The following is a 19,879-nucleotide window of genomic DNA, read 5'->3' as shown; positions in this document are numbered from 1 at the left end:
ATGTTAGCAAGCTTAAAATTCGAGAAATTGTGCAGTTTGACTAACCCAAATCACAAATACGGAAGCATGAAAATCCTAAATTCTGAGAAAGTAACTTACTTGTTGTTGTTGGGGTTACTTCTATTTTTCAACCCCGGTATCACTGTGGCTCAAAATGTTTCAGTAAGTGACGAACCCCATAGCCCGGACTCGACTGCGGTTTTGGACATATACTCAAACACTAAAGGCCTGCTTATCCCCCGCGTAGACCTGGTTGCGCCCGATGACCCGGTTGTTGGAACAAAACCGACAGGATTGTTGGTCTGGAACAAAACCGCTTCGGCACTTTATCCCAATGTTGGATTATATTATTGGGATGATGTTACTGCTGATTGGAAAAGTATTTCATCGACGGAATATGTTCCGCAGGCATCAGCTTATTATATAGACCAGGCAACATCATACAATAGCGCCGACTTCATATTGGATGAAAACTTGCACGCTATAGATGATCTTTTTCAGGTGATAGCCAATCAGCCTGGTACCAACGCCAACTATATGGTAAATATTATTGCAACCCGCCAGGGAGCCGGATTGAACCAAACCGATGGTTCCTACATTAATCATCCGACAGCAACGTACATTTCGACAGCCACTTCGCTAAATGGGGCTGATTCACTTCTGGATACGCAATTGACCAGCGTTACAAATACAACAGCATTGCTGCAATCGCAAGTCAATACAAACAGCACAGCGCTTGTTAATTTAAATACGAGAGTTGTAAACAATACATCCAATATTTCAACAAATACAACTGACATTTCGGACTTACAAACACAGGTAAATAATCTCGCGTCGAATACACCAACACAAACTGAAATAGATGCGGTTGAAGCCGGTGCCGGCTTAAATACCGACGGAACCTATTCAACTAACAGTGGCACTACTTATATTGGAACCGCCACCAGCCTAAACAATGCTGATTACTTGTTGGATCAGGCAATCAGTTCTGTCATGGCTAACGTGCAAACCAACAACCAGGATGTTTCACAACTCTCCCAAGATGTAGCTAACGTACAGCAACAGGCTACAAACATTCAGGCTGAGCTGGACAATACCCAGGCCGGGGCCGGAATAGGAACCGACGGTAGTTATACCGCCAATGCCGGAACCAACGTAATCATTAATGCAACCGACCTGAACAATGCCGATGTATTGCTCGACCAGGCGGTAACCGATGTTACCACAACGGCTCAAACAAACCAGTCTGATATTTCCAATCTGGACAATCGTGTACAAACATTGGAAAACAATACAGTTTCCAAGAGTGATTTTGGAGCTGCCGGTACTGTGGAAGCCAACAAGGCCATTGTAGCCGGAAGCGATAAATCGGTTAGTGGTTTTAACAAAATATCTACCGATGGAAAAGTAACCGTTGGGGCAACTACGCAGCCCGAAGCCTCAGCCATTATGGAAGTAAATTCAACTACACAGGGTTTTCTTCCACCACGGATGTCCCTGGCACAGATTGATGCTATTGCATCTCCCGCCGAAGGTTTAATGGTGTACTGCACTTCGCTTCACCAACCTTTGTATTACAATGGAACTCACTGGATGACCTATACAGGATTACCAGCGGAAATTAAAGTCGGTAATAAATTGGAAGGTGGTATCATCTTCTATGTTAACAATGCAACAAACGAAGTATATGTCGTGGCAGAGCAAGTATTTAATAGCCTTGAATGGGGACCGACCAATCAGCTGATTGGTGCAACCAGTACTGACGGAGCATCCAATACATCACTGATTAACACAGCATTGGCAAGCGATATAACTTATGCTGCTCCGTTTTGTGAAAATTATAGTTACGAATTGAAAACTGATTGGTATTTACCGTCGCAGGAAGAGATGGCGTTACTATTTGCTGCCAAAGGTCAGCTACCAACTAATTTTATTCAATCAAATGTTTACTACTGGTCCTCAACGGAAGTTGATACCTCAAACGCTATCGCTATTAACGGTTCTAACGGAAATCCGGTTATTAGCAGCGGATTAACCAAATCGAGCAAATTCCAGTTTTATGCAATTCGGAAATTCATTATTACACAGTAATGAGTCGACTCATCTACATAGCATCTCTTCTTGTCTTCACACTTCTGTGCAGGAATACTGAAGCACAGCAAACTGTTTTTCACAATAGCGGTGCACAGATTGTGATTACCAAAGGAGCAGAAATGAATATTCAGGGTTCCATGCTTAGCGAGCCCGCCAATAATATTGCCCCCAAAATTCAGTTAAACGGAAGACTCAGTATTTCGGGTGATATCATTAATCACTCCGACAATCTTTTCCGTATATCCGAAGGATACCTGATTTTGACAGGCCCGGGAACCCAGGTTATCAGTAGTAATTCGTCCGCTCCGTTTCTGGTGTACAACCTGGAACTCAACGGTACAGGAACAACGCTTCTGCAAACCAATGTTCGTATTATCAACGACCTGAATTTTCAACAGGGATATCTCGATGTCGGTGACCAGGATTTGGTCCTCTATTCAAATGCTTTTACTTCCGGCACACCGGGTAATCAATCCATGATTACCACTTCTGGTACCGGAAGATTGATTAAAAGTATGACACAACAGGAAGATATTACGCTGCCGGTAGGAACTACTGCCAAAGGTGCACACTATTCTCCCGTCGATATTGCCTGGGAATCGGGCAACTTTTACAGCAATAGTTTGGTTATGCTTTCGGTTAAACCGGAAAAACTGGACGCCAATACCAGTCCGCAGAATTACCTTGAAAAATACTGGGACGTACAGGTAAACGACGTGGACAATCCGAAAGCCGACCTAACATTTCATTATGCGCCGGAAGAGGTTTTTGGTGACTCATCGCAGATTTATGCCATGCGCTTCTTTGAAAACAATGGACAAATGTGGCCGCGCTTCGATGGCAACCTCAATCCGGTAACTCATAGCTTTACCTTTGCCACAAGCAATTTTGGCAAATTTACCGCAGGCGATTTGGGGACGGCTGATTTTTCAGATGTAATTGTTTTCCCGAATCCAAACAACGGAGCTTTCTCGATTAAAGTGATTGCACCAGCGGAAGGAATGATGGACATGCAATTCACCAATATGGTTGGCCAGTTGATTTATGCAGGCCAAATCGATCAGGGAATTCATGAATATGACTTCACCAACTCGCCTAAAGGCGTATATTTTGTAAAGATATTCTTCAAAAAGAAGCCAAAAATTGTAACACGTAAAATCGTCATTCGATAATAAAGAGACTTGTATTATCGAATAAAAAGGTAAATATTCAAGAAAGGGTGGCTTCCATTGGAAATCACCCTTTTTCTATCTTATTCTGCTCTCATAATTATGGGTTCAGTAAACAACAACTACCAGTTTCTTCCGGAGAGCGTCCTACGCCCCAAACCTGATGAAATAATAATTATTCATCATCGTATATGCCATGGAACTCATTGGAAATTGATCGTATACGTGCCCCGTTTTTGTAACAAACGACGAAAGCATCCTTAATTTTGGTGTCTTTCCTGATGCGGTTCCTGAAAGCTTCAGCCTCCGGATAAGTGTCAAAAGTTCCTAAGGTAAACTTCAGGTAACCATCCTGCTCTTCACGCTTGATGGGTTGAGTCAGATGAAGTATTCTTGCCAGCTCCTCAACAGTATAATGATATTGGGCAAAAGCGCCCACTTGGACAGCAAAGCGATAAACTGCATCCTTATACAAATGGCCGCTTGCTTTTACGCTGTCGTCACCTGTGCGGTAAAAGCCGAAATGTCCATCAATTTGCTGAGCTCCGGCATAATCTTTCAGCGGAAGAATCTTATAACTCAGCATCATTGTTGGGCCTTTTGGCAGTTGCGGGTAATCTACATGGATATCCGTCATGTCATAACTCTTCGTTGAATCATTCCAGGCGTAAACACCCTTAGGAAGTGGAATATCCAACATTCCCGGCGTACCCAGATCTCCTTTCTGAATTTTGATATCCACATGATACTCATGTCCGGGTAAGAGTTTGTTTTCCGCATTCACCGTAAGGGGAACTTCCTTCAAGCCAAATTTTTTGTCCAAATCCAGCATGTCTTCAGCCGTCTTTTCCCCTCTTCTTTTTCCAAACTTATAAACCAGCCCAACCTCGCCCACCAGGTAATTCGGATTTCTCAACCATTTGTAATCCCTGTCGTTTCCTCCTTCGTAATATTGTGAATCAAGACCTCGCCACGATGCTCCCAAACGCAATCCCAGATGATGCGTCAGATTATAATCGAAAAGCAACCCAACCTGATAGGAAATTTTGTATTTATCTTTTGGCTTTGCAATATTAGGTGACGGTTCAAATATATTTACACCTCCACCGACTTTACCGTAAAACGCATATCGCTTTTGAGAAACATCGTTTGCCTGTAAATTGGTAAAATTAATCAATCCGTTCAGGTTGATATCATGGTAATAGGAATAATCGTTACCAACTGCACGGGCAAAACCAAACTCATACTCAGTCTGGATGGAAAAAACATCGTTTATTTTTCGTTGAATTCCCGCCCCTACAAACGGTGTTATTTCGTTAAAATAAGCCTTGAAATACGGATCATTTTCATTGTTTATCGCTTTAAAATAATTGGTGGCTCCTCCATTAATGTAAAAAAACCAGGGTTGACTGATGTGATACTTTTCCGGTTTTGCCTGTGTACTGTCCTGTTCCTGTGCAGTTGCACCCACGGATACAGAAATCAATAAAAGCATCAATGTGGCACGAAGTAATCCAGGCGGAGTAAAATGTCTTCTCATTTTTATCACGGTTAGTTGCAAAAACAACGTAAAATGGTTTCTTCTCAAAATTTATTAAGGGTTCGAACCAAATTTAGAAAATTTGAACCCTATTTCTGAATTTAATGAAAAATATTATCAACAAATGCGACCGACTTATTATATATAAAGAAGGTATTACCTGGAAACGAACACATTCCTTAACTAAGTTTAAACCGGACCCGAAGCACCCCATCGGAGAAAGAGGTGGAAATCAACTGAAACTTTCCAATTTCGTTAGTCTGGTTAACATGCTCGCCAATACAGGGACAGGCATCATATTCACCAACATGCACAATACGAAGATGCTCCTCATCGATGGCTTCTTCAGGCAACCGGTCCAGATTGTATCGCTCTGCCGCCACATCATAGGTGACCATTTCGTAACTTACTGCCAAATCCCAGCCAATAACTTCATTGACCCGCGATTCGAGCTCCTTTTCCTCATCACTGTCCAGGGGACGGCTAAGCCGATAATCACATTTCGATTTTCGTCGCTCGATATGACTGGAAAAGGCGCGGTTACAACCAAACATACGCATCATCGTCTGATTTAAAATATGCTCGGCCGTATGCATTCGGTTATCGTAATCTTTCATTAGTTAGTTTATTTAAAAACAAAAATAACCAATTCTACTGTTATATTCGCGGTATTTCTTGCATACCCTGTTTCAAAATATGAATTTTATGTTTCCACGATGCAACACAAATGAAGTCGTCTCGTCATTCAAACAAGAAGTATAGAACAAATTGAAAAGGAATGCGATAAATATTCATCAGCACCTGATTGACCGCTGCCTGCTTAACGATACCAAAGCTCAGTTCGAGATCTACAAACTGTATTACAAAGCAATGTATACAACTAGTTTGCGAATTGTCGGCACAACTGAAGATGCCGAAGATGTAATGCAGGAAGCTTTTCTTAAAGCGTTCAAAAAACTGGATAGTTACAAAGGCAAAGTAAGCTTCGGAGCCTGGTTGAAGCGGATTGTCATCAATCATTCTATCGATTATCTGAAAAAAAGAAAGATGGAATTCAATGAACTTTCGCCCAATGAAAACCAGCTGCCGGATACTGACAGCGAACCGGAAATGAAGGAAAGTATTACAGTTGATGAAATAAAACAGGCAATAAGTGAACTATCAGACGGTTACCGGGTGGTACTTTCGCTCATCCTGTTCGAAGGATACAATCATGAAGAGGTGAGTGAAATTTTGGGTATTAAAAATGCAACCAGCCGTTCGCAGTTTCTGCGGGCACGCAACCGGTTAAAAGAAATCTTGCTCAACCGAAAAAGTAAAAATAACGTAGCAATTATGTAAATCATGGATAATCTGGAGAAAATATTAAAGGAACGAAGGGACGATTTTCCGGAGGAACCCGCAGAAGGCCATTTTGAACGCTTCCAAAACCGACTGGAGCAAACCAAAAGGAAAACAAAGCGGAAGAAGTTGCTGGTTTCCCGGGTCAGTCGCGTAGCTGCTGTTGCTATTATTCTGTTGCTATCGGCCAACCTGGTTCTCTATTGGTTCCATCCGGCAAACGACCAGGGCCGGGCTGTCAATCAGACAGAGAAAATTTCGGGTGAATTTAACGAAGCTCAGCTCTACTATACAGCCCGAATAAACGACGGAATCAGTCAATTGCAGAAGATGGCCGGCCAGGGGGTGGAATCCTCCAAAGAGGCCAAAGAAATCCAAAAGGAATTGACAGAAATGGACAGCCTTTACCGGAACCTGCAAAAAGAGCTGAAAGCAAATCCAGGCGACGAACGGATATTAAACGCTATGATTGAACATTACCAGACGAAACTGGCAATCATAAATACCATGCTCAACGATTTAAAAAACGCTTCAATTCAAAAAAAATCATCATCTCATGAAAAAATTCAAATATAACCTGTTCCTTCTGGTTGCTATTCTTTTTGCCAGCCAGGCCTTTGCTGAGAAAACAACCAAGAAAGTGTACCAGAGTTTCGACATTAACTCGGTAAAAGCACTGAATATCAACAATAAATTTGGCAATGTTTACATCGATGACGTTCGCAGCGATTCCGTTGTGGTCGATGTAGATATCTGGGTTGAAGGATTGCCCGAAGACAAAGCCAAAGGACTACTCAATAAAATTGATGTATCCATTCACCAGGATGGCGGAACGGTTTATGGCGAAACCAACATTACATCGGATTTTAAAACGCGGCAAACGTTCAGTATCGATTACCACATTTCGGTTCCGGCTGACCGTGACCTAACGGTGAAACAGCGTTACGGAAACGTCACGATGAATAATCTGACCGGTAAGGGTAAATTCGAAATCAAGTACGGTAATCTTACCGCTAAAAAACTCAATTCACCTTTGCTTAGCTTCGATTTGGCCTACGGCAAAGCCGAAGTAGAGGAAACCGATGATTTGACTGCCGACCTGCGTTACTCCAAACTTTTCCTGACAAAAGGAAAGAAATTGACTGTCGACAGCCGCTACTCGGTAGTAAAAGCCGACAATTGCGATTACCTGAAAGCTGAATCGCGCTACGACAACTTTGAGCTGGGCGAATTGAATACGCTGATTGCGGGGTCGATGTACACCAACATCAAGGCTGACCGGTTAAATTCCGTTCTGAAACTGCAAAATGGTTACGGAGATATTAAAATTGGTACAATTCCGGCAAGTTTCGACAGCATTAACGTTACAAACAAATACGCCAGCATCAAGCTGGGCCTTGTACCCGGTGCATCCTATTACCTGCACGGAGATGTTCAGTATTGTAACTTCCGCCATCCCGACAGTAACCGGTTGAACCGGATGAAGGAAAACACCAGTTACGAAGTAGACGGGATCATCGGAAACGATAGTGCTCCCAAAGCAAAAGTGGATATAACCAGCCGTTACGGAAGTATTTCCTTAATACAGTAAACTCGAATGCTGCCTTTTCAGCCGGCCGTTTTACGACCGGCTTTTTTTCTGAAAAACAAATAAGTCAGTTTGTACAAGTCAAACAACCACAACGGCCCTCCTTTTCGCGCCAATTGCTTTTCCCATTTCACGTGAAAATTCCGGTACAAAGTCGTCATCATTTTTTGCATTCCCAACCTTTTGAAAAACCTAAAATACCGAATAACCTTAACGCCCGATGAATCAAAACCGGTATTTGCCTGCATCAATTCAGCCAGGTTCTCCACTCCTTCCCTTGTCTTGGCAAGAAAAACATCAGCATCGTCGAGCCCGGTATGAACCGCCGGGTTATCGATATGAAGAATGCTTGCGCCTGTCTTTTTCAATTTCTGCCCTAAAAATGTATCCTCGTGCCCGTACCGGGACAATTCTTCCGAAAAACGAATCTTCAGAAATCGTTCTTTCCTTATCAGGAAATTGAATGCAGAAAAAGAATTGAAAGGCTGCTGATTTCGCCGGGTTGAAGGAATTTGCTCCCGGTGAATGCCATATCTCCATCGTAAATGATTTCTCTCTTCAGCTGGCGGCTCATAAAAATAAGTTGTACCGCCACAGATGACATCTACATCATCAGCGTAAGCTATATAGTTTTTCAAAAAATCCGGGTTAAAGATTTCCGCATCAGCGTCAATAAAAAGCAGATAAGGATATTGTGCGATTTCCGCCAGGCGGTTACGATTTGCAGCCCGGCCCGCAGTTTCCGCTGCAGTTTCAATCCGGGCAAAAGGAAATTCTCTATCAAAGTTGAATGCCGGTGTTGGCCCGTCTTCCCCTACAATGATTTCAAACGGGATTTCGCACAATACAGCCTGCTCGTGCAACGTTTTGACCAGCAGGCGACAATTATTATGATAGCTTGGAATCAATATTGAAATCATGGGAATTGCAATTGTTTTTACTAAGTTGCAAACCCGAAATCCGATTCGCAATCATGCAAAAATTAACTGGAATGTTTCATATAAAAAAATATCTGCCACTAACGCTCGTGGCATTTTTATTGGCGGCAAAAGTTGTCGTTGCCGAAGGTTACCAAATTAAACTTTCGTTACCTCGGCAGAAAGATACGCGTATTTATCTGGCCAGCTATTATGGCAACCGAATTTTCCGGATCGATTCCACTCAGACCGACCAGCACGGTAATGCAACCTTAGCCGGCGATTCAAGCCTGGATGAAGGATTTTACCTGCTGTATCTCGACAAAGACCATTACTTCGATTTCCTGGTTGGAAAGGATCAAACATTTTCCGTTTCCGCAGGCTTTCAAAACATCGAAAATCAACATTTTTCAGGCGCACCGGAAACAGGGGCATTTCAAAAATACCAGCAATTTTTGGGGCAACAGCGAAAAATACAAATGAATCTGCAACAGGAAATGCAGCAATATCATTCAAATACCGATTCGGTTAAACAAATCAGAAACCGGATGATGGCCTTAAATCAGGAAATGCAAAAATACTGGGAGGAACAGGCCGACAAGTACAAAGGAACATTTTACGCCGACTTTATGCGCTTCATGATTATTCCGCGTCCGGATGACATCAAAGTACCGGCCAATGTTGCCAATCCCGACTCGGTTAAATGGACCAAAGAGTATGCGTTCCGCCGGGATCATTTCTGGGACAATTTTAATTTTGCCCAGCCTGGCCTTATTCGTACACCGCTTGTTCAAAACCGGCTCGACACCTACTTCGACAAAGTTTTGATACAAAATCCCGACTCGATTATCGGTCCGGCAAAAAAGTTGATAGAAAAATCGAAAGCCAATGACAATATGTTCCGGTTCATGGCCGACTTTGTATTGACTCACAGTGCCAATTCGCAGGTAATGGGCATGGACAAGGTCTTTGTTCAAATTGCCGATGCTTATTTCCTGAATGGGAAAGCCAGTTGGGCCGATTCGACCATGCTGTCTAAAATCCGGAAGAAAGTATATGTTACACGCCCCAACCTGCTTGGAAAAATTGCGCCGGAGTTAAAACTCCAAAATGCCGATGGTCAGTATTTCAGCCTACACCAGGTTGATGCCAAATACACTATTCTTTACTTCTGGGAGCCCGGTTGCAACCATTGTAAAGAACAAACTCCGGTTTTGTACGACAAAATATACAAGAAATTACATTCGAAGGGAGTTGAAGTTTATGCGGTATTAACGCAGCCGGACGAGAAAACTGACTGGCAAAAATTCATCGACGATCACGGACTATATGACTGGATAAATGTTTGGGATCCGGATATGATTTCCAACTTCCACACCTTGTACGACGTACACAGCACGCCAACATTATACATTCTCGACAAGAATAAAAAAATTATTGCCAAACGGTTAGATGTAACTACCGCCAGTGATTTACTGGAAAAACTACTGAAGTACCATTAATAAGTTCAGCAATTAAATACTTTAACGGAGGAATCAGATGTGATGAATTAAAATATCCATACTGGTTGCTTCGTCTTTTTGAACCTTCACCTCAACCTCACTATCTTCATAACCATACTTATGTACCTTAGCATGATATTGTCCGGGAGGCAAATTACAGAACCTGAAATGTCCGAGAGGGGATATATGCCGGGTTAACTTCAATTCGCGTATCGTAACATCGGCATTTCCTACCGGAAGATGCGTGGCATCGTCGATAACGGTTCCCTGCAACGGAATGGAATAAGCAGTACGAATTCCCCGGGCTTGTTTGTAAGCTTCGTAAAAGTCTTTGTTCACCCACCGAAACATCATCGACTGGGCATCCAGATGTTCCCTCAACACTTTTTTTGCCTCCAGCATCAAATCATCGAGCTTGTCGTAAAGCTTTTCCCGGGTTTGAATTGTGATTGGTTCTCCTCCGGTACAATAACGCAGTTTCTCGATGTTCTCCTCCATTTCGGCCAAATGTGCCAGTGTAATAAAGTAAGTACGAAGCTCGCTATAGTGCTGTACACTGATGTCCAATATATCCTGACTTTTACGCAATAAATCGTCACAGGTAATTTCACTAAAATCGGACGAAATGTAGTCCAGTTTGTCAATCAACTGATGATCGTCCTGCGTTAATGCGTACACCAACAGATTTTTGGAAATCCTGATGGTGAGTTCCTCCAGTCGTTTTCTGAAAACAGCTGAATCTTTTTTCGGCAAAACATACAACGATTCCATTTTCCGTACAATTTGCCTGATGTAAAGCAAACGCCCCGAAAACAGGTGAAATGCCGAACGAAATCCGTAATGGTTGCGCCAAAGGGAATGATACTCACTGCAAACCTTCTCCACAGCCAGAAACATTTCCATGGTGGCTAGCTGATCTTTATTCATGGCAGTATCGTTTTGATTGAGAAATTACCTGAAGTATCTCCTGAGAGGGCTGTGATAGAGGATATATTACTGCTTGTAATCTTTCCGGGAAGAATAAATATCGCTTTCAGAAGCGTGCTCAATAGTCTGACTTCATACTAAATTTACGGAAAAATAAGGGAATTGGGTAAATAGCTGTTCAATTTTAAATTGGGCAATCCAGAAATAAATCAGACTTATTTACCCCGCTAAAATTCGCCAGTCTGCTTATTTGGCTTTTCTAATTCCAAATGTCATTTAGACTTACCTGGTAATTGTTTGATTTTTTCCTCCAGGTTTTTTATGGCTGTTAGTACCGTTGTCATTTCTGGCCGGGCTTCCGGAAATTCCTTGCTCGTATAGGCGTAGAACTGCCATATTTCCATCACATCACTGGCGTCAACGGTGTAAGGTTCATACATAGAGTTAAGTGATTTCAGCTGAACCGTGCCGTTCGTGTTCACTGTAACCATCTTAAATACGAAATCCTGTTGTCCTTTCAGGATGACGATACAAGGTGTATCTGGTTTGATGGCTGTCCAGTCCTCCACGTATTGCGTGATAATGTCACTGTTCTCCGGCACCGGCAGCATGGAATCGCCGGTAGATGGAAAAACACGAAACGTCCCCTGGGCCGGCAGGTTGGGAAGCGAATATTTCGGCAGGGATGCGATAAACTCCGGGTCGTTGTACCCGGCCATGTATCCTGCTTTGGCTTTTACCGGCACGTACTCCACATTTTCGTTATTGGACAAGTCTACCGAGATGGCCAACACGCGCAAATTACCTCCCCGGATGTACACATCATTTCCGGCCTCCAGTTCCCGGAGCTTTATTTCTCCCAGCGTGGAAAGGTTGATTCTTAGTAAGGTATCGATACTTATTTTGAAAAAATCCGAAAAATTCAGGTAATCTTCCGGTTGCGGTGACTTCGTGTTACCGGCCTCGATGGCTGCCAGTTTGGCCCTGCTTAATCCCAACTCTGCTGCAAGGGCTTCCTGGCTCATTTTCTTCCGTTCCCGGAGAAATTTAATATTCCCGGCGAAAAAAAGTTTTTGTGATCTGCCCCTCATTTGTTATATTTAGAAACATCAATTTGTTATTAATAATAACAAATTTAGTAATTATTTTCAATTATGAAAGAATTGGCCGGGAAAAAAGAAATTATCAAGCAGCTGAAAGAGAAGATACTTGCAATGGAAGGGTTCAGCCCGGGGCCGGACAGTCACCCGTTTGATTTCGGACTGGGACCGATGAATGAAGCATTTCCGGGAGATACTTTTCCTGTTGGGGCGGTGCACGAGTTCATTAGTCCTACCCAGGCCCGTTTCTCGGCAACCAACGGCTTTGTATCCGGCCTGTTGAGCACACTCATGAAGCAGGAGGGCATTTGCCTGTGGGTTAGCACGGGGCGCAGACTGTTTCCACCAACATTGAAATCTTTCGGAATCGAACCGCATCGAATCATCTTTATCGATGTCAGACGGGATAAAGATGCTTTATGGGTCATGGAGCAAGCCTTGAAGTGCAATTCACTTGCAGCGGTGGTGGCCGAATTGAGAGACATCAGCTTTGCGGAGTCAAGACGATTGCAACTGGCCGTTGAAGATAGCCGGGTCACCGGTTTTTTGCACCACTATTTTCCACGTACCCAAAATACGCTGGCCGCTGTATCCCGTTGGAAAATCAAACCTCTGCCCAGCTTGGTAATCGACGGGTTACCCGGGGTAGGATTTCCCCGTTGGGAAGTGAAACTGGAAAAAATCCGGAACGGCCAACCCGGTATCTGGCAGTTCGAATGGCGAAGCGGCCAATTCAGGCATATCACCGTTCCCAAACGAGCGGTTCCGGAATCCGGATCACCAAGAAAAGAAAAACATTATGCCTAAGCGTTATTTGTCCATATGGTTTCGTCATCTGCCCACAGACCGGATGGTCAGGCTTCATCCCGAACTTCGGAATAAGCCGTTCCTCCTGTACGCTCCCGAACGCGGCCGGATGGTAGTCAGGGCCTCAAGCCGGGTTTTAGATAAGGAAGGCATTGTGCCCGGCATGGCCGTGGCCGATGTGCGGGCCATACTCCCTTCGGTGGAAGTCTTCCCCGACGATCCGGTGTCGGCCGGAAAACTGCTGAAAGGCCTTGCGGAATGGTTTCTCCGCTATACACCCGTAGCTGCCATCGACCCGCCCGACGGCCTGATGCTGGATATCACCGGTTGCACACACTTGTGGGGAGGGGAACTTTCCTACCTCAAGTCGATCATCCTTCGTCTCCGCAAAGGCGGATACGATGTACATGCCGCGATTGCCGATACCATCAGTGCAGCATGGGCCATGGCTCATTACAGCAAAAACGGAATAATCGTCGAACCCGGAAGACAAGCAGAGGCTCTTCGTTCACTTCCGCCAGCGGCTTTGCGACTGGAAGCGACTATTCTTCAACGTTTGGAAAAGCTTGGTTTCAGGCAAATCGGGCAGCTGAGCCGCATCCCCCGGAGCAATCTGCGCAGACGTTTTGGCGATGTTCTACTTATCCGGCTAGGGCAGGCGTTGGGAACCGAACCGGAAATCCTGAATCCGGTCCAGCCTGCCCCACTCTTCCAGGAATGGCTGCCCTCCCTGGAACCGATCCGAACGGCCAAAGGAATTGAGATTGCCCTTCAGCGCTTACTGGACACCTTGTGTGAACGCCTTTTCAATGAAGGAAAAGGGATGCGAACAGGTACCTTTAAAGGATACCGCGTTGACGGCAAGACCGGGCAGATTAGCATCGGGACAAACCAGGCATCGCGTAATGCGGCCCACCTGTTCAAGTTATTTGAGCTTAAGATACCGGAAATAGAACCGGCGCCTGGAATTGAACTGTTTGTGCTGGAGGCAACACTTGTTGAAGAGGTCAGCGAAACACAGGAAGCTTTATGGAGTATGGGAAACAGCAATCATACAGCCATTGCTGAATTACTGGACAACATTGCCGGTAAGGTGGGAATGAATTCCATCCACCGCTACCTCCCGCAGGAACATCATTGGCCGGAAGCTTCAATAAAGGAAGTCTCCTCCCTGGTGGAAGGACCTGAGACAGCATGGCACACCGACCGTCCCAGGCCGCTTCATCTTTTGCCCAACCCCGTCCCCATCGAAGTCATGGTAACACTCCCCGATTATCCGCCACTGCATTTCCGGTACAAAGGAAATATTATCAAAGTGGCCAAAGCCGACGGACCGGAAAGGATTGAACAGGAATGGTGGCTCCAAAAGGGACCGCCCAGGGATTACTACTACGTTGAAGATGAAAACGGCGCGCGTTACTGGCTGTTCAGGCTTGGAACATATGACAATGGAGACCCCCGATGGTTTCTACACGGATTTTTCGCCTAAGGAAAGAACAAGATGATGAATTATACGGAACTACAGGTGACCTCAAACTTCACCTTTCTCCGGGGAGGCTCACATCCGGAAGAGCTAATTGAAAAGGCCGAAGAGCTGGGCTATAAAGGGATTGCCATTACCGACCGCAATACCCTGGCGGGAATCGTCCGTGCTCATGCAGAAGCCCGCGGCAAGAATATCCGGTTCATTCCCGCATGCCGCCTCGACCTGCTGGATGGACCGGGCCTTCTGGCCTATCCAACAAACATATCAGCCTATGCCGGTTTGTCGGAACTACTTTCAGTGGGGAATCTTCGGGCAGAAAAAGGGGAATGCCACCTGTACAAAGCCGATGCCTACCAATATGCCCGGGAGATGAAGTTCATCGTAATACCGCCGGCATCGCTCAATGCGGATTTTGATTTCGAACCGGAATTTGTTAAGGCGCTGACGGAATACAAAGAAGCACTGGGAAACGACCTGTATCTTGCGGCCAGTTTCACCTACACGGGGGATGATCAAAAGAGATTGTTCCGCCTCTCGCAGCTGGAAACCAGGTTGGGAATACCGATGGTAGCCACCAACGATGTGCATTACCATGCTCCGGAACGCAGGGAATTACAGGATATCCTGACCTGCGTCCGGGAGAAATGCACCATCCACACAGCAGGTTTCAGACTTTATCAGAATGCAGAGCGCTACCTGAAACCTGTCGAAGAAATGCAGCGTCTTTTTCGGCAGTATCCCGAAGCGATTTACCGTACACAGGAAATAGCCGGCGCCTGTCGTTTTTCATTGGATGAACTAAAATATCTCTATCCGGAAGAGATTACCAGTGAAGGGCGAACGCCGATGGAAGAATTGGCCTGCCTTACCTGGAAAGGTGCCAAAGAGCGTTTCGACGGTGCAATTCCTGGAAAGATAAAGGACACCATTGAGATGGAGCTGGAGTTCATCGGACGAAAAGATTATGCCTCTTATTTTTTGACGGTATATGATTATGTACGCGAAGCCAGATCCAGGGGCATCCTGTGCCAGGGACGCGGTTCGGCAGCCAACTCGGTGGTTTGCTATTGCCTGGGCATCACATCGGTGAACCCTTCGAAATTCAAATTGCTGTTCGCCCGGTTCATGAGTGATGCGCGCAATGAACCACCTGATATCGACGTAGACTTCGAGCACGAACGACGGGAGGAAATTATGCAATACATCTATGAAAAATACGGCCGCGACCGGGCCGGCATTATTGCCACCGTCACGCAGGTACACTGGAAGGGCGCCGTGCGGGATGTGGGAAAAGCAATGGGACTGTCCACCGATGCAATCAATGTTCTTTCCAAATCGGCGTATGAGTTCACCGAAAATTGGTCCACCGGTAAAGCGGCCCCCACCAATCGCTTCAACCACGACGATCCGCATTTGCGAAAGATCCTCGAAATAACGGACCAGTATATTGGCTTTCCGCGACAGCTGGGACAACATACGGGCGGATTTGTCATCACGCGGGGAAAACTGCACGAGCTGTGCCCGATCCTGAACGCACGCATGCAAAACCGCACCAACATTGAATGGAATAAGGACGACATTAAGGCGCTGGGCTTTATGAAGGCCGATGTGCTGGCGCTGGGCATGCTGACCTGCATCCGTAAAGCATTCGATCTGGCAAAGCAACATTACGGTTTGGATCTGACATTAGCCAATATTCCCCAGGATGATCCGAAGGTTTATGAAATGATTAGCCATGCCGACACACTCGGTGTATTCCAGGTCGAAAGCCGGGCGCAAATGTCCATGCTTCCCCGGTTAAAGCCCCGCAACTTCTATGACCTCGTCATCGAAGTTGCCATCGTAAGGCCCGGCCCGATACAAGGCGACATGGTGCATCCCTATTTAAAACGACGAAACGGTGAGGAACCGGTAGAATATCCATCGAAAGAGCTGGAAAGTATCCTGGGAAGAACGCTGGGCGTTCCGTTATTCCAGGAACAGGCGATGGAAATAGCCATTGTTGCCGCTGGTTTTACACCCGGCGAGGCCGACGGTTTACGCAGGGCTATGGCCACATTTAAAGCAAAAGGTAAAGTAAGCCGCTATCGCGAAAAACTGATCAATGGCATGATAAAGAACGGCTATACCCCCGATTTTGCGAACCGCGTATTCAAGCAGATTGAAGGCTTCGGAAGTTACGGTTTCCCCGAAAGTCATGCGGCCAGCTTTGCGTCGCTGGTGTATGTGTCCTCCTGGCTCAAATGCTATTATCCCGATGTATTCGCTGCTGCCTTAATCAATAGTCAGCCAATGGGTTTTTACCGTCCGGCACAGATTGTGATTGATGCCCGCAGGCACGGCGTAGCGGTAAGGCCCGTAGATATCAATCATTCTCATTGGGACAATACATTGGAAGAACAATCGGGCCAATACCGTGCGATCCGCCTGGGCTTCCGGCAGGTAAAAGGCTTACGCGAAGAAGACATACAAGCCCTTGTGTCCGGAAGGCCCATGCCCTACCAAAATGTGAACGATTTGATTAATGCAGGTGTTTCGCCATCTGCGCTGGAACGGCTTGCCGATGCCGATGCTTTCCGATCCATCGATCTCGACCGGAGGCAGGCGCTATGGGAAGTGTCTGCCCTGCGTGACCATCCAACCGGAATATTCAAGGGGGCGCCTTCTCAAAGTACAGAAGAGGAAGCCACAGAATTACCCCGAATGACACCCGAAGAACATGTGATCCAGGACTACGCCAGCACATCTCTGTCGCTAAAAGCCCATCCGGTCAGTTTTCTTCGGCGGAAGCTAAACCAACTACAGGTTACGCCTGCCGCCGGATTAAGAAAAATGAAGAATGGCATGTACGTAAAGGCCTGTGGCCTAATCACGGTCCGGCAACGTCCCGGTACGGCCAAAGGCGTTCTGTTCATCACTATCGAAGATGAAACCGGATTTGCCAACCTGGTTGTCTGGTCAAAGACTTTCAGGAAATACCGCAAACAGGTCCTTCAATCCAGGCTGCTCATGGTATCCGGCAAATTACAGGTCAAAGGCGAAGTCATCCATGTGGTGGTCAATACCTGCTACAACCTAAATGAATGGATGAGCCTCGATACTGAGGGGTATGATATCGGCCCTGTCCATAAGCATATGCAGGCGAAAGGGGCTACTGAAGAAACTTCATCCGGGAAGGTTGTCCAGGGAACACTTTTCCCGTCGAGGGATTTCAAATAACAAAACTTACCGAAAGGGGGCCGGATTTTCCGTTAACAGCAAAACAGGATGCCCAATGCCTGTTGTGCTTAAAAAATTTCTACTGAAAATCGCAATCTTATTTAAGAACAATCTAAGACCTTTTTATATTTTTGTACCCTGATTTTCGGCAGTTAACAATTGATATCGTAAATACCGGGGTCGGCTGGTTACGATGATTGTTTTAAATTAAATTAAAAAACCAAAAATGTCACATGTAAATCTTATTGACTTAACGATTCTTACGGTATTGACTCTCGGGTTTATTGCGTTTTTGCTAAGTGAAAAAGTGCATATTTCCTCCATCCCGATACTCGTTATTTTGGGTTTTCTGTTCGGTCCTGTTTTTGGATTGATCCCCAATGCCCAGGGACACACCATTTTTAATTATGCCCGTGTTTTAGGTTTGGTACTCATATTATATACGGAGGGGCATAACCTGAAATGGTCGATGATTAAAAAGCACGTTACTACCATCGGGCTGATGGATACAGTAGGCTTGCTTTTAACGGCTGCCATTAGCGGTTTCCTGTTTTCGTATGTATTCGACCTGCCTTTGGGCGCTGGTTTACTTTTCGGGACCATTGTATCAGCAACCGACCCCGCTACCTTGATTCCACTATTCAAGCAAAACAAGGTCGACGAGAATATTAAAACGGTTATTGTTACCGAATCCATTTTCAATGACCCGCTGGCCATCGTCTTGAGTACACTGGCCATTGCCATGGTTGCACCACATGCCGACCAGGCTCATCTCATCGAAACGATTGCACATTATACCACCATCTACCCGGCTGGAATCATTTACTTCCTCTACGTTATGGTTTCGTCCCTGGCATTAGGCGTAGGGTTGGGGGTTATCGGTTACTGGTTTATCCGGTGGTTGAAACCGGGATTTTTTCCCCAAATCTTTGGTATCTCCATCGCATTCGGGGGTTTCCTGATTGGTGAAGCAGTCCAGACATCGGGTTACCTGGTAGCCACCATCATCGGTATTGTTTTTGGCAACCATGCCATCATGTTTAAAAGATGGAATGAACACGAAGGGTTCAACCAATTTATCAGGGAGGAAATGCATTTTAATGAAATCATCTCCGATATGGCCAGTGTGTTCATCTTTATTTTGTTTGGCGCCACCATTAACATATCCGTTCTTAACGAAACGCTGTTAAAAGGGGCCTTAATTGCTTTAGGGGTTGTTTTTATTGCCCGCCCTCTTGCTGCCTTAATCATCGTTCCATTAAAAAAATGGACCTTCAAAGAATATCTTTTTATTGCGCTTGAAGGGCCCCGGGGCGTTGTTCCTGCTGCATTGGCTGGAGTTCCCCTAAGCATCGGGTTTATGAATCACGATCAGTCCCTGATTTACTGGGGCGAGATTATTCTCTCGGCGACCATCATGACGGTTTTGATATCGGTATTGCTCGAAACACTTTGGGTAAAAACTCTTTCCAGGAAATTGTTAAGCCCTAAAGAATGATCATGTTTGAATATCCATCCTCCTGTTTATATCGGTTTCAGAATACCCATGGAAAAATCAGGTTTTGTAGAATGAGGGTGTGAAAATGGCCAACACCGACAGAATCTCCAGACGCCCCATGATCATGTTAAACGAAAGATAATACTTGCCAAAATCGGTTATCCCGGAAAAGTTATTAGCGGGTCCTACTTTCCCTAATACCGGACCTATTCCGCCCAGCGTGGTAATCACGCTACTGAATGCCGGTTTGTAATCGAGGCCGGTACCCATCATGATAATGGAACCAATCAGGAAGGTCAGGAAATAAATGAAGGCAAACGGGTAAATACTCAAGATGACCAGGATGGACGAACCTGTGGTCGTAAATCCGGACACCGTTTCAAAGAATGCATCGACAAAACGTGGGATGGAATGACTGAGCAGGTACGGCAAAGTCCCAAACAGCGAAATGAAAATCCAAACCAGTACCACCACCAGGAAACTGTCTCTTAAACCAGGCTCCTTCATCTGGTTGCGATGCGTGGCCAACACCATCACCCCGCCCGATGCCAGCGTAATCAGGAATGACCGACCAATAGCATAAACATCGGTCCCTCCATACACAAGAGAGACGGGGACATCAATGAGCATAAATAAGCTTTCGAATATCAAAGCAATGCCCAGCGTGTTGATAACAACCGAATTTAAGCCT

16 protein-coding genes are annotated in these 19,879 nt (G+C 45.4%); 10 read left to right on the top strand and 6 right to left on the bottom strand.

Annotation, left to right across the window (positions count from 1 at the left end; translation table 11 throughout):
- The first annotated feature begins 66 nt into the window (after positions 1-66).
- Together GJU82_RS03390 and GJU82_RS03385 are read left to right on the top strand one after the other, a co-directional pair.
- A complete protein-coding gene (locus GJU82_RS03390) occupies positions 67-2,091 on the top strand; it encodes a hypothetical protein (RefSeq protein ID WP_153630862.1) in 2,025 nt (674 codons plus the stop codon).
- Positions 2,091-3,266 carry a T9SS type A sorting domain-containing protein gene (locus GJU82_RS03385; RefSeq protein ID WP_153630861.1) on the top strand — a complete coding sequence of 392 codons (1,176 nt, stop codon included), beginning with the start codon at positions 2,091-2,093 and terminating at the stop codon, positions 3,264-3,266. Before GJU82_RS03390 ends, GJU82_RS03385 begins: the two co-directional genes overlap by 1 nt.
- 172 nt (positions 3,267-3,438) lie before the next feature.
- Here the strand turns inward: GJU82_RS03385 and GJU82_RS03380 are convergent, their stop codons facing one another.
- Positions 3,439-4,803: an SPOR domain-containing protein gene (locus tag GJU82_RS03380; RefSeq protein WP_153630860.1), complete on the bottom strand. Its 1,365-nt coding sequence runs from the start codon at positions 4,801-4,803 to the stop codon at positions 3,439-3,441.
- A 179-nt stretch (positions 4,804-4,982) separates the two neighbouring features.
- Positions 4,983-5,420 (bottom strand): hypothetical protein, encoded by a 438-nt coding sequence (locus GJU82_RS03375; protein WP_153630859.1) that lies wholly within the window; start codon positions 5,418-5,420, stop codon positions 4,983-4,985.
- Positions 5,421-5,571: 151 nt separating this feature from the next.
- On the opposite strand from GJU82_RS03375, the gene GJU82_RS03370 reads away from it, so the two are divergent.
- The 3 genes from GJU82_RS03370 to GJU82_RS03360 are packed head-to-tail and all read left to right on the top strand — an operon-like array spanning position 5,572 to position 7,735.
- Positions 5,572-6,144, top strand: a complete 573-nt coding sequence (locus GJU82_RS03370) for an RNA polymerase sigma factor (protein WP_228488550.1) — start codon at positions 5,572-5,574, stop codon at positions 6,142-6,144.
- Positions 6,145-6,147: 3 nt separating this feature from the next.
- A complete protein-coding gene (locus GJU82_RS03365; RefSeq protein WP_153630858.1) occupies positions 6,148-6,720 on the top strand; it encodes a hypothetical protein in 573 nt (190 codons plus the stop codon).
- Entirely contained in the window at positions 6,701-7,735 is a 1,035-nt protein-coding gene (locus tag GJU82_RS03360; RefSeq protein WP_153630857.1) for a hypothetical protein, read from the top strand. The genes GJU82_RS03365 and GJU82_RS03360 overlap by 20 nt, the downstream gene beginning before the upstream one ends.
- 17 nt (positions 7,736-7,752) lie before the next feature.
- Here the strand turns inward: GJU82_RS03360 and GJU82_RS03355 are convergent, their stop codons facing one another.
- Positions 7,753-8,652, bottom strand: a complete 900-nt coding sequence (locus tag GJU82_RS03355; RefSeq protein ID WP_153630856.1) for a glycosyltransferase family 2 protein — start codon at positions 8,650-8,652, stop codon at positions 7,753-7,755.
- A gap of 71 nt (positions 8,653-8,723) precedes the next feature.
- On the opposite strand from GJU82_RS03355, the gene GJU82_RS03350 reads away from it, so the two are divergent.
- Positions 8,724-10,151 carry a redoxin domain-containing protein gene (locus tag GJU82_RS03350; protein WP_194830954.1) on the top strand — a complete coding sequence of 476 codons (1,428 nt, stop codon included), beginning with the start codon at positions 8,724-8,726 and terminating at the stop codon, positions 10,149-10,151.
- A 33-nt stretch (positions 10,152-10,184) separates the two neighbouring features.
- On the opposite strand, the gene GJU82_RS03345 is transcribed toward GJU82_RS03350, so the two are convergent.
- Positions 10,185-11,078 (bottom strand): carboxypeptidase regulatory-like domain-containing protein, encoded by an 894-nt coding sequence (locus GJU82_RS03345; protein ID WP_153630854.1) that lies wholly within the window; start codon positions 11,076-11,078, stop codon positions 10,185-10,187.
- A 272-nt stretch (positions 11,079-11,350) separates the two neighbouring features.
- Complete coding sequence (locus tag GJU82_RS03340; RefSeq protein WP_153630853.1) at positions 11,351-12,169, bottom strand: LexA family transcriptional regulator; 819 nt, start codon at positions 12,167-12,169, stop codon at positions 11,351-11,353.
- Between the two features lie 63 nt (positions 12,170-12,232).
- On the opposite strand from GJU82_RS03340, the gene GJU82_RS03335 reads away from it, so the two are divergent.
- The 4 genes from GJU82_RS03335 to GJU82_RS03320 all read left to right on the top strand — a co-directional run bounded on the left by GJU82_RS03335 (position 12,233) and on the right by GJU82_RS03320 (position 19,188).
- On the top strand, positions 12,233-12,985 hold the full coding sequence (locus GJU82_RS03335; protein WP_153630852.1) for an ImuA family protein: 753 nt from the start codon (positions 12,233-12,235) through the stop codon (positions 12,983-12,985).
- Positions 12,978-14,474: a DNA polymerase Y family protein gene (locus GJU82_RS03330; protein ID WP_153630851.1), complete on the top strand. Its 1,497-nt coding sequence runs from the start codon at positions 12,978-12,980 to the stop codon at positions 14,472-14,474. The genes GJU82_RS03335 and GJU82_RS03330 overlap by 8 nt, the downstream gene beginning before the upstream one ends.
- Before the next feature lie 12 nt (positions 14,475-14,486).
- Positions 14,487-17,690, top strand: coding sequence for an error-prone DNA polymerase (locus GJU82_RS03325; RefSeq protein ID WP_228488549.1), 3,204 nt, complete (start codon positions 14,487-14,489; stop codon positions 17,688-17,690).
- A 226-nt stretch (positions 17,691-17,916) separates the two neighbouring features.
- On the top strand, positions 17,917-19,188 hold the full coding sequence (locus tag GJU82_RS03320) for a sodium:proton antiporter (protein WP_153630850.1): 1,272 nt from the start codon (positions 17,917-17,919) through the stop codon (positions 19,186-19,188).
- Positions 19,189-19,245: 57 nt separating this feature from the next.
- Here the strand turns inward: GJU82_RS03320 and GJU82_RS03315 are convergent, their stop codons facing one another.
- The gene (locus GJU82_RS03315; protein WP_194830953.1) at positions 19,246-19,818 is read right to left on the bottom strand and encodes a potassium transporter TrkG; all 573 of its coding nucleotides are present in this window, start codon (positions 19,816-19,818) and stop codon (positions 19,246-19,248) included.
- Positions 19,819-19,879 lie beyond the last annotated feature (61 nt).

It is taken from the genome of Prolixibacter sp. SD074 (genome assembly GCF_009617895.1).
In the GTDB taxonomy this organism is placed as follows: Bacteria; Bacteroidota; Bacteroidia; order Bacteroidales; family Prolixibacteraceae; genus Prolixibacter.
The sequence above is the reverse complement of the archived record's forward strand: the minus strand, read 5'-3'. Positions and strand labels throughout refer to the sequence as shown.

Excerpts from the sequence above, each read along its gene's own strand:
- GJU82_RS03345 (WP_153630854.1), bottom strand. The coding sequence starts at position 11,078 with ATGAATAAAGATCAGCTAGCCACCATGGAAATGTTTCTGGCTGTGGAG.
- GJU82_RS03390 (WP_153630862.1), top strand. The coding sequence starts at position 67 with ATGAAAATCCTAAATTCTGAGAAAGTAACTTACTTGTTGTTGTTGGGG.
- GJU82_RS03380 (WP_153630860.1), bottom strand. The coding sequence starts at position 4,803 with ATGAGAAGACATTTTACTCCGCCTGGATTACTTCGTGCCACATTGATG.
- GJU82_RS03340 (WP_153630853.1), bottom strand. The coding sequence starts at position 12,169 with ATGAGGGGCAGATCACAAAAACTTTTTTTCGCCGGGAATATTAAATTT.
- GJU82_RS03330 (WP_153630851.1), top strand. The coding sequence starts at position 12,978 with ATGCCTAAGCGTTATTTGTCCATATGGTTTCGTCATCTGCCCACAGAC.
- GJU82_RS03355 (WP_153630856.1), bottom strand. The coding sequence starts at position 8,652 with ATGATTTCAATATTGATTCCAAGCTATCATAATAATTGTCGCCTGCTG.
- GJU82_RS03375 (WP_153630859.1), bottom strand. The coding sequence starts at position 5,420 with ATGAAAGATTACGATAACCGAATGCATACGGCCGAGCATATTTTAAAT.
- GJU82_RS03325 (WP_228488549.1), top strand. The coding sequence starts at position 14,487 with ATGATGAATTATACGGAACTACAGGTGACCTCAAACTTCACCTTTCTC.
- GJU82_RS03335 (WP_153630852.1), top strand. The coding sequence starts at position 12,233 with ATGAAAGAATTGGCCGGGAAAAAAGAAATTATCAAGCAGCTGAAAGAG.
- GJU82_RS03365 (WP_153630858.1), top strand. The coding sequence starts at position 6,148 with ATGGATAATCTGGAGAAAATATTAAAGGAACGAAGGGACGATTTTCCG.
- GJU82_RS03320 (WP_153630850.1), top strand. The coding sequence starts at position 17,917 with ATGTCACATGTAAATCTTATTGACTTAACGATTCTTACGGTATTGACT.
- GJU82_RS03350 (WP_194830954.1), top strand. The coding sequence starts at position 8,724 with ATGTTTCATATAAAAAAATATCTGCCACTAACGCTCGTGGCATTTTTA.
- GJU82_RS03315 (WP_194830953.1), bottom strand. The coding sequence starts at position 19,818 with ATGCTCATTGATGTCCCCGTCTCTCTTGTGTATGGAGGGACCGATGTT.
- GJU82_RS03385 (WP_153630861.1), top strand. The coding sequence starts at position 2,091 with ATGAGTCGACTCATCTACATAGCATCTCTTCTTGTCTTCACACTTCTG.
- GJU82_RS03360 (WP_153630857.1), top strand. The coding sequence starts at position 6,701 with ATGAAAAAATTCAAATATAACCTGTTCCTTCTGGTTGCTATTCTTTTT.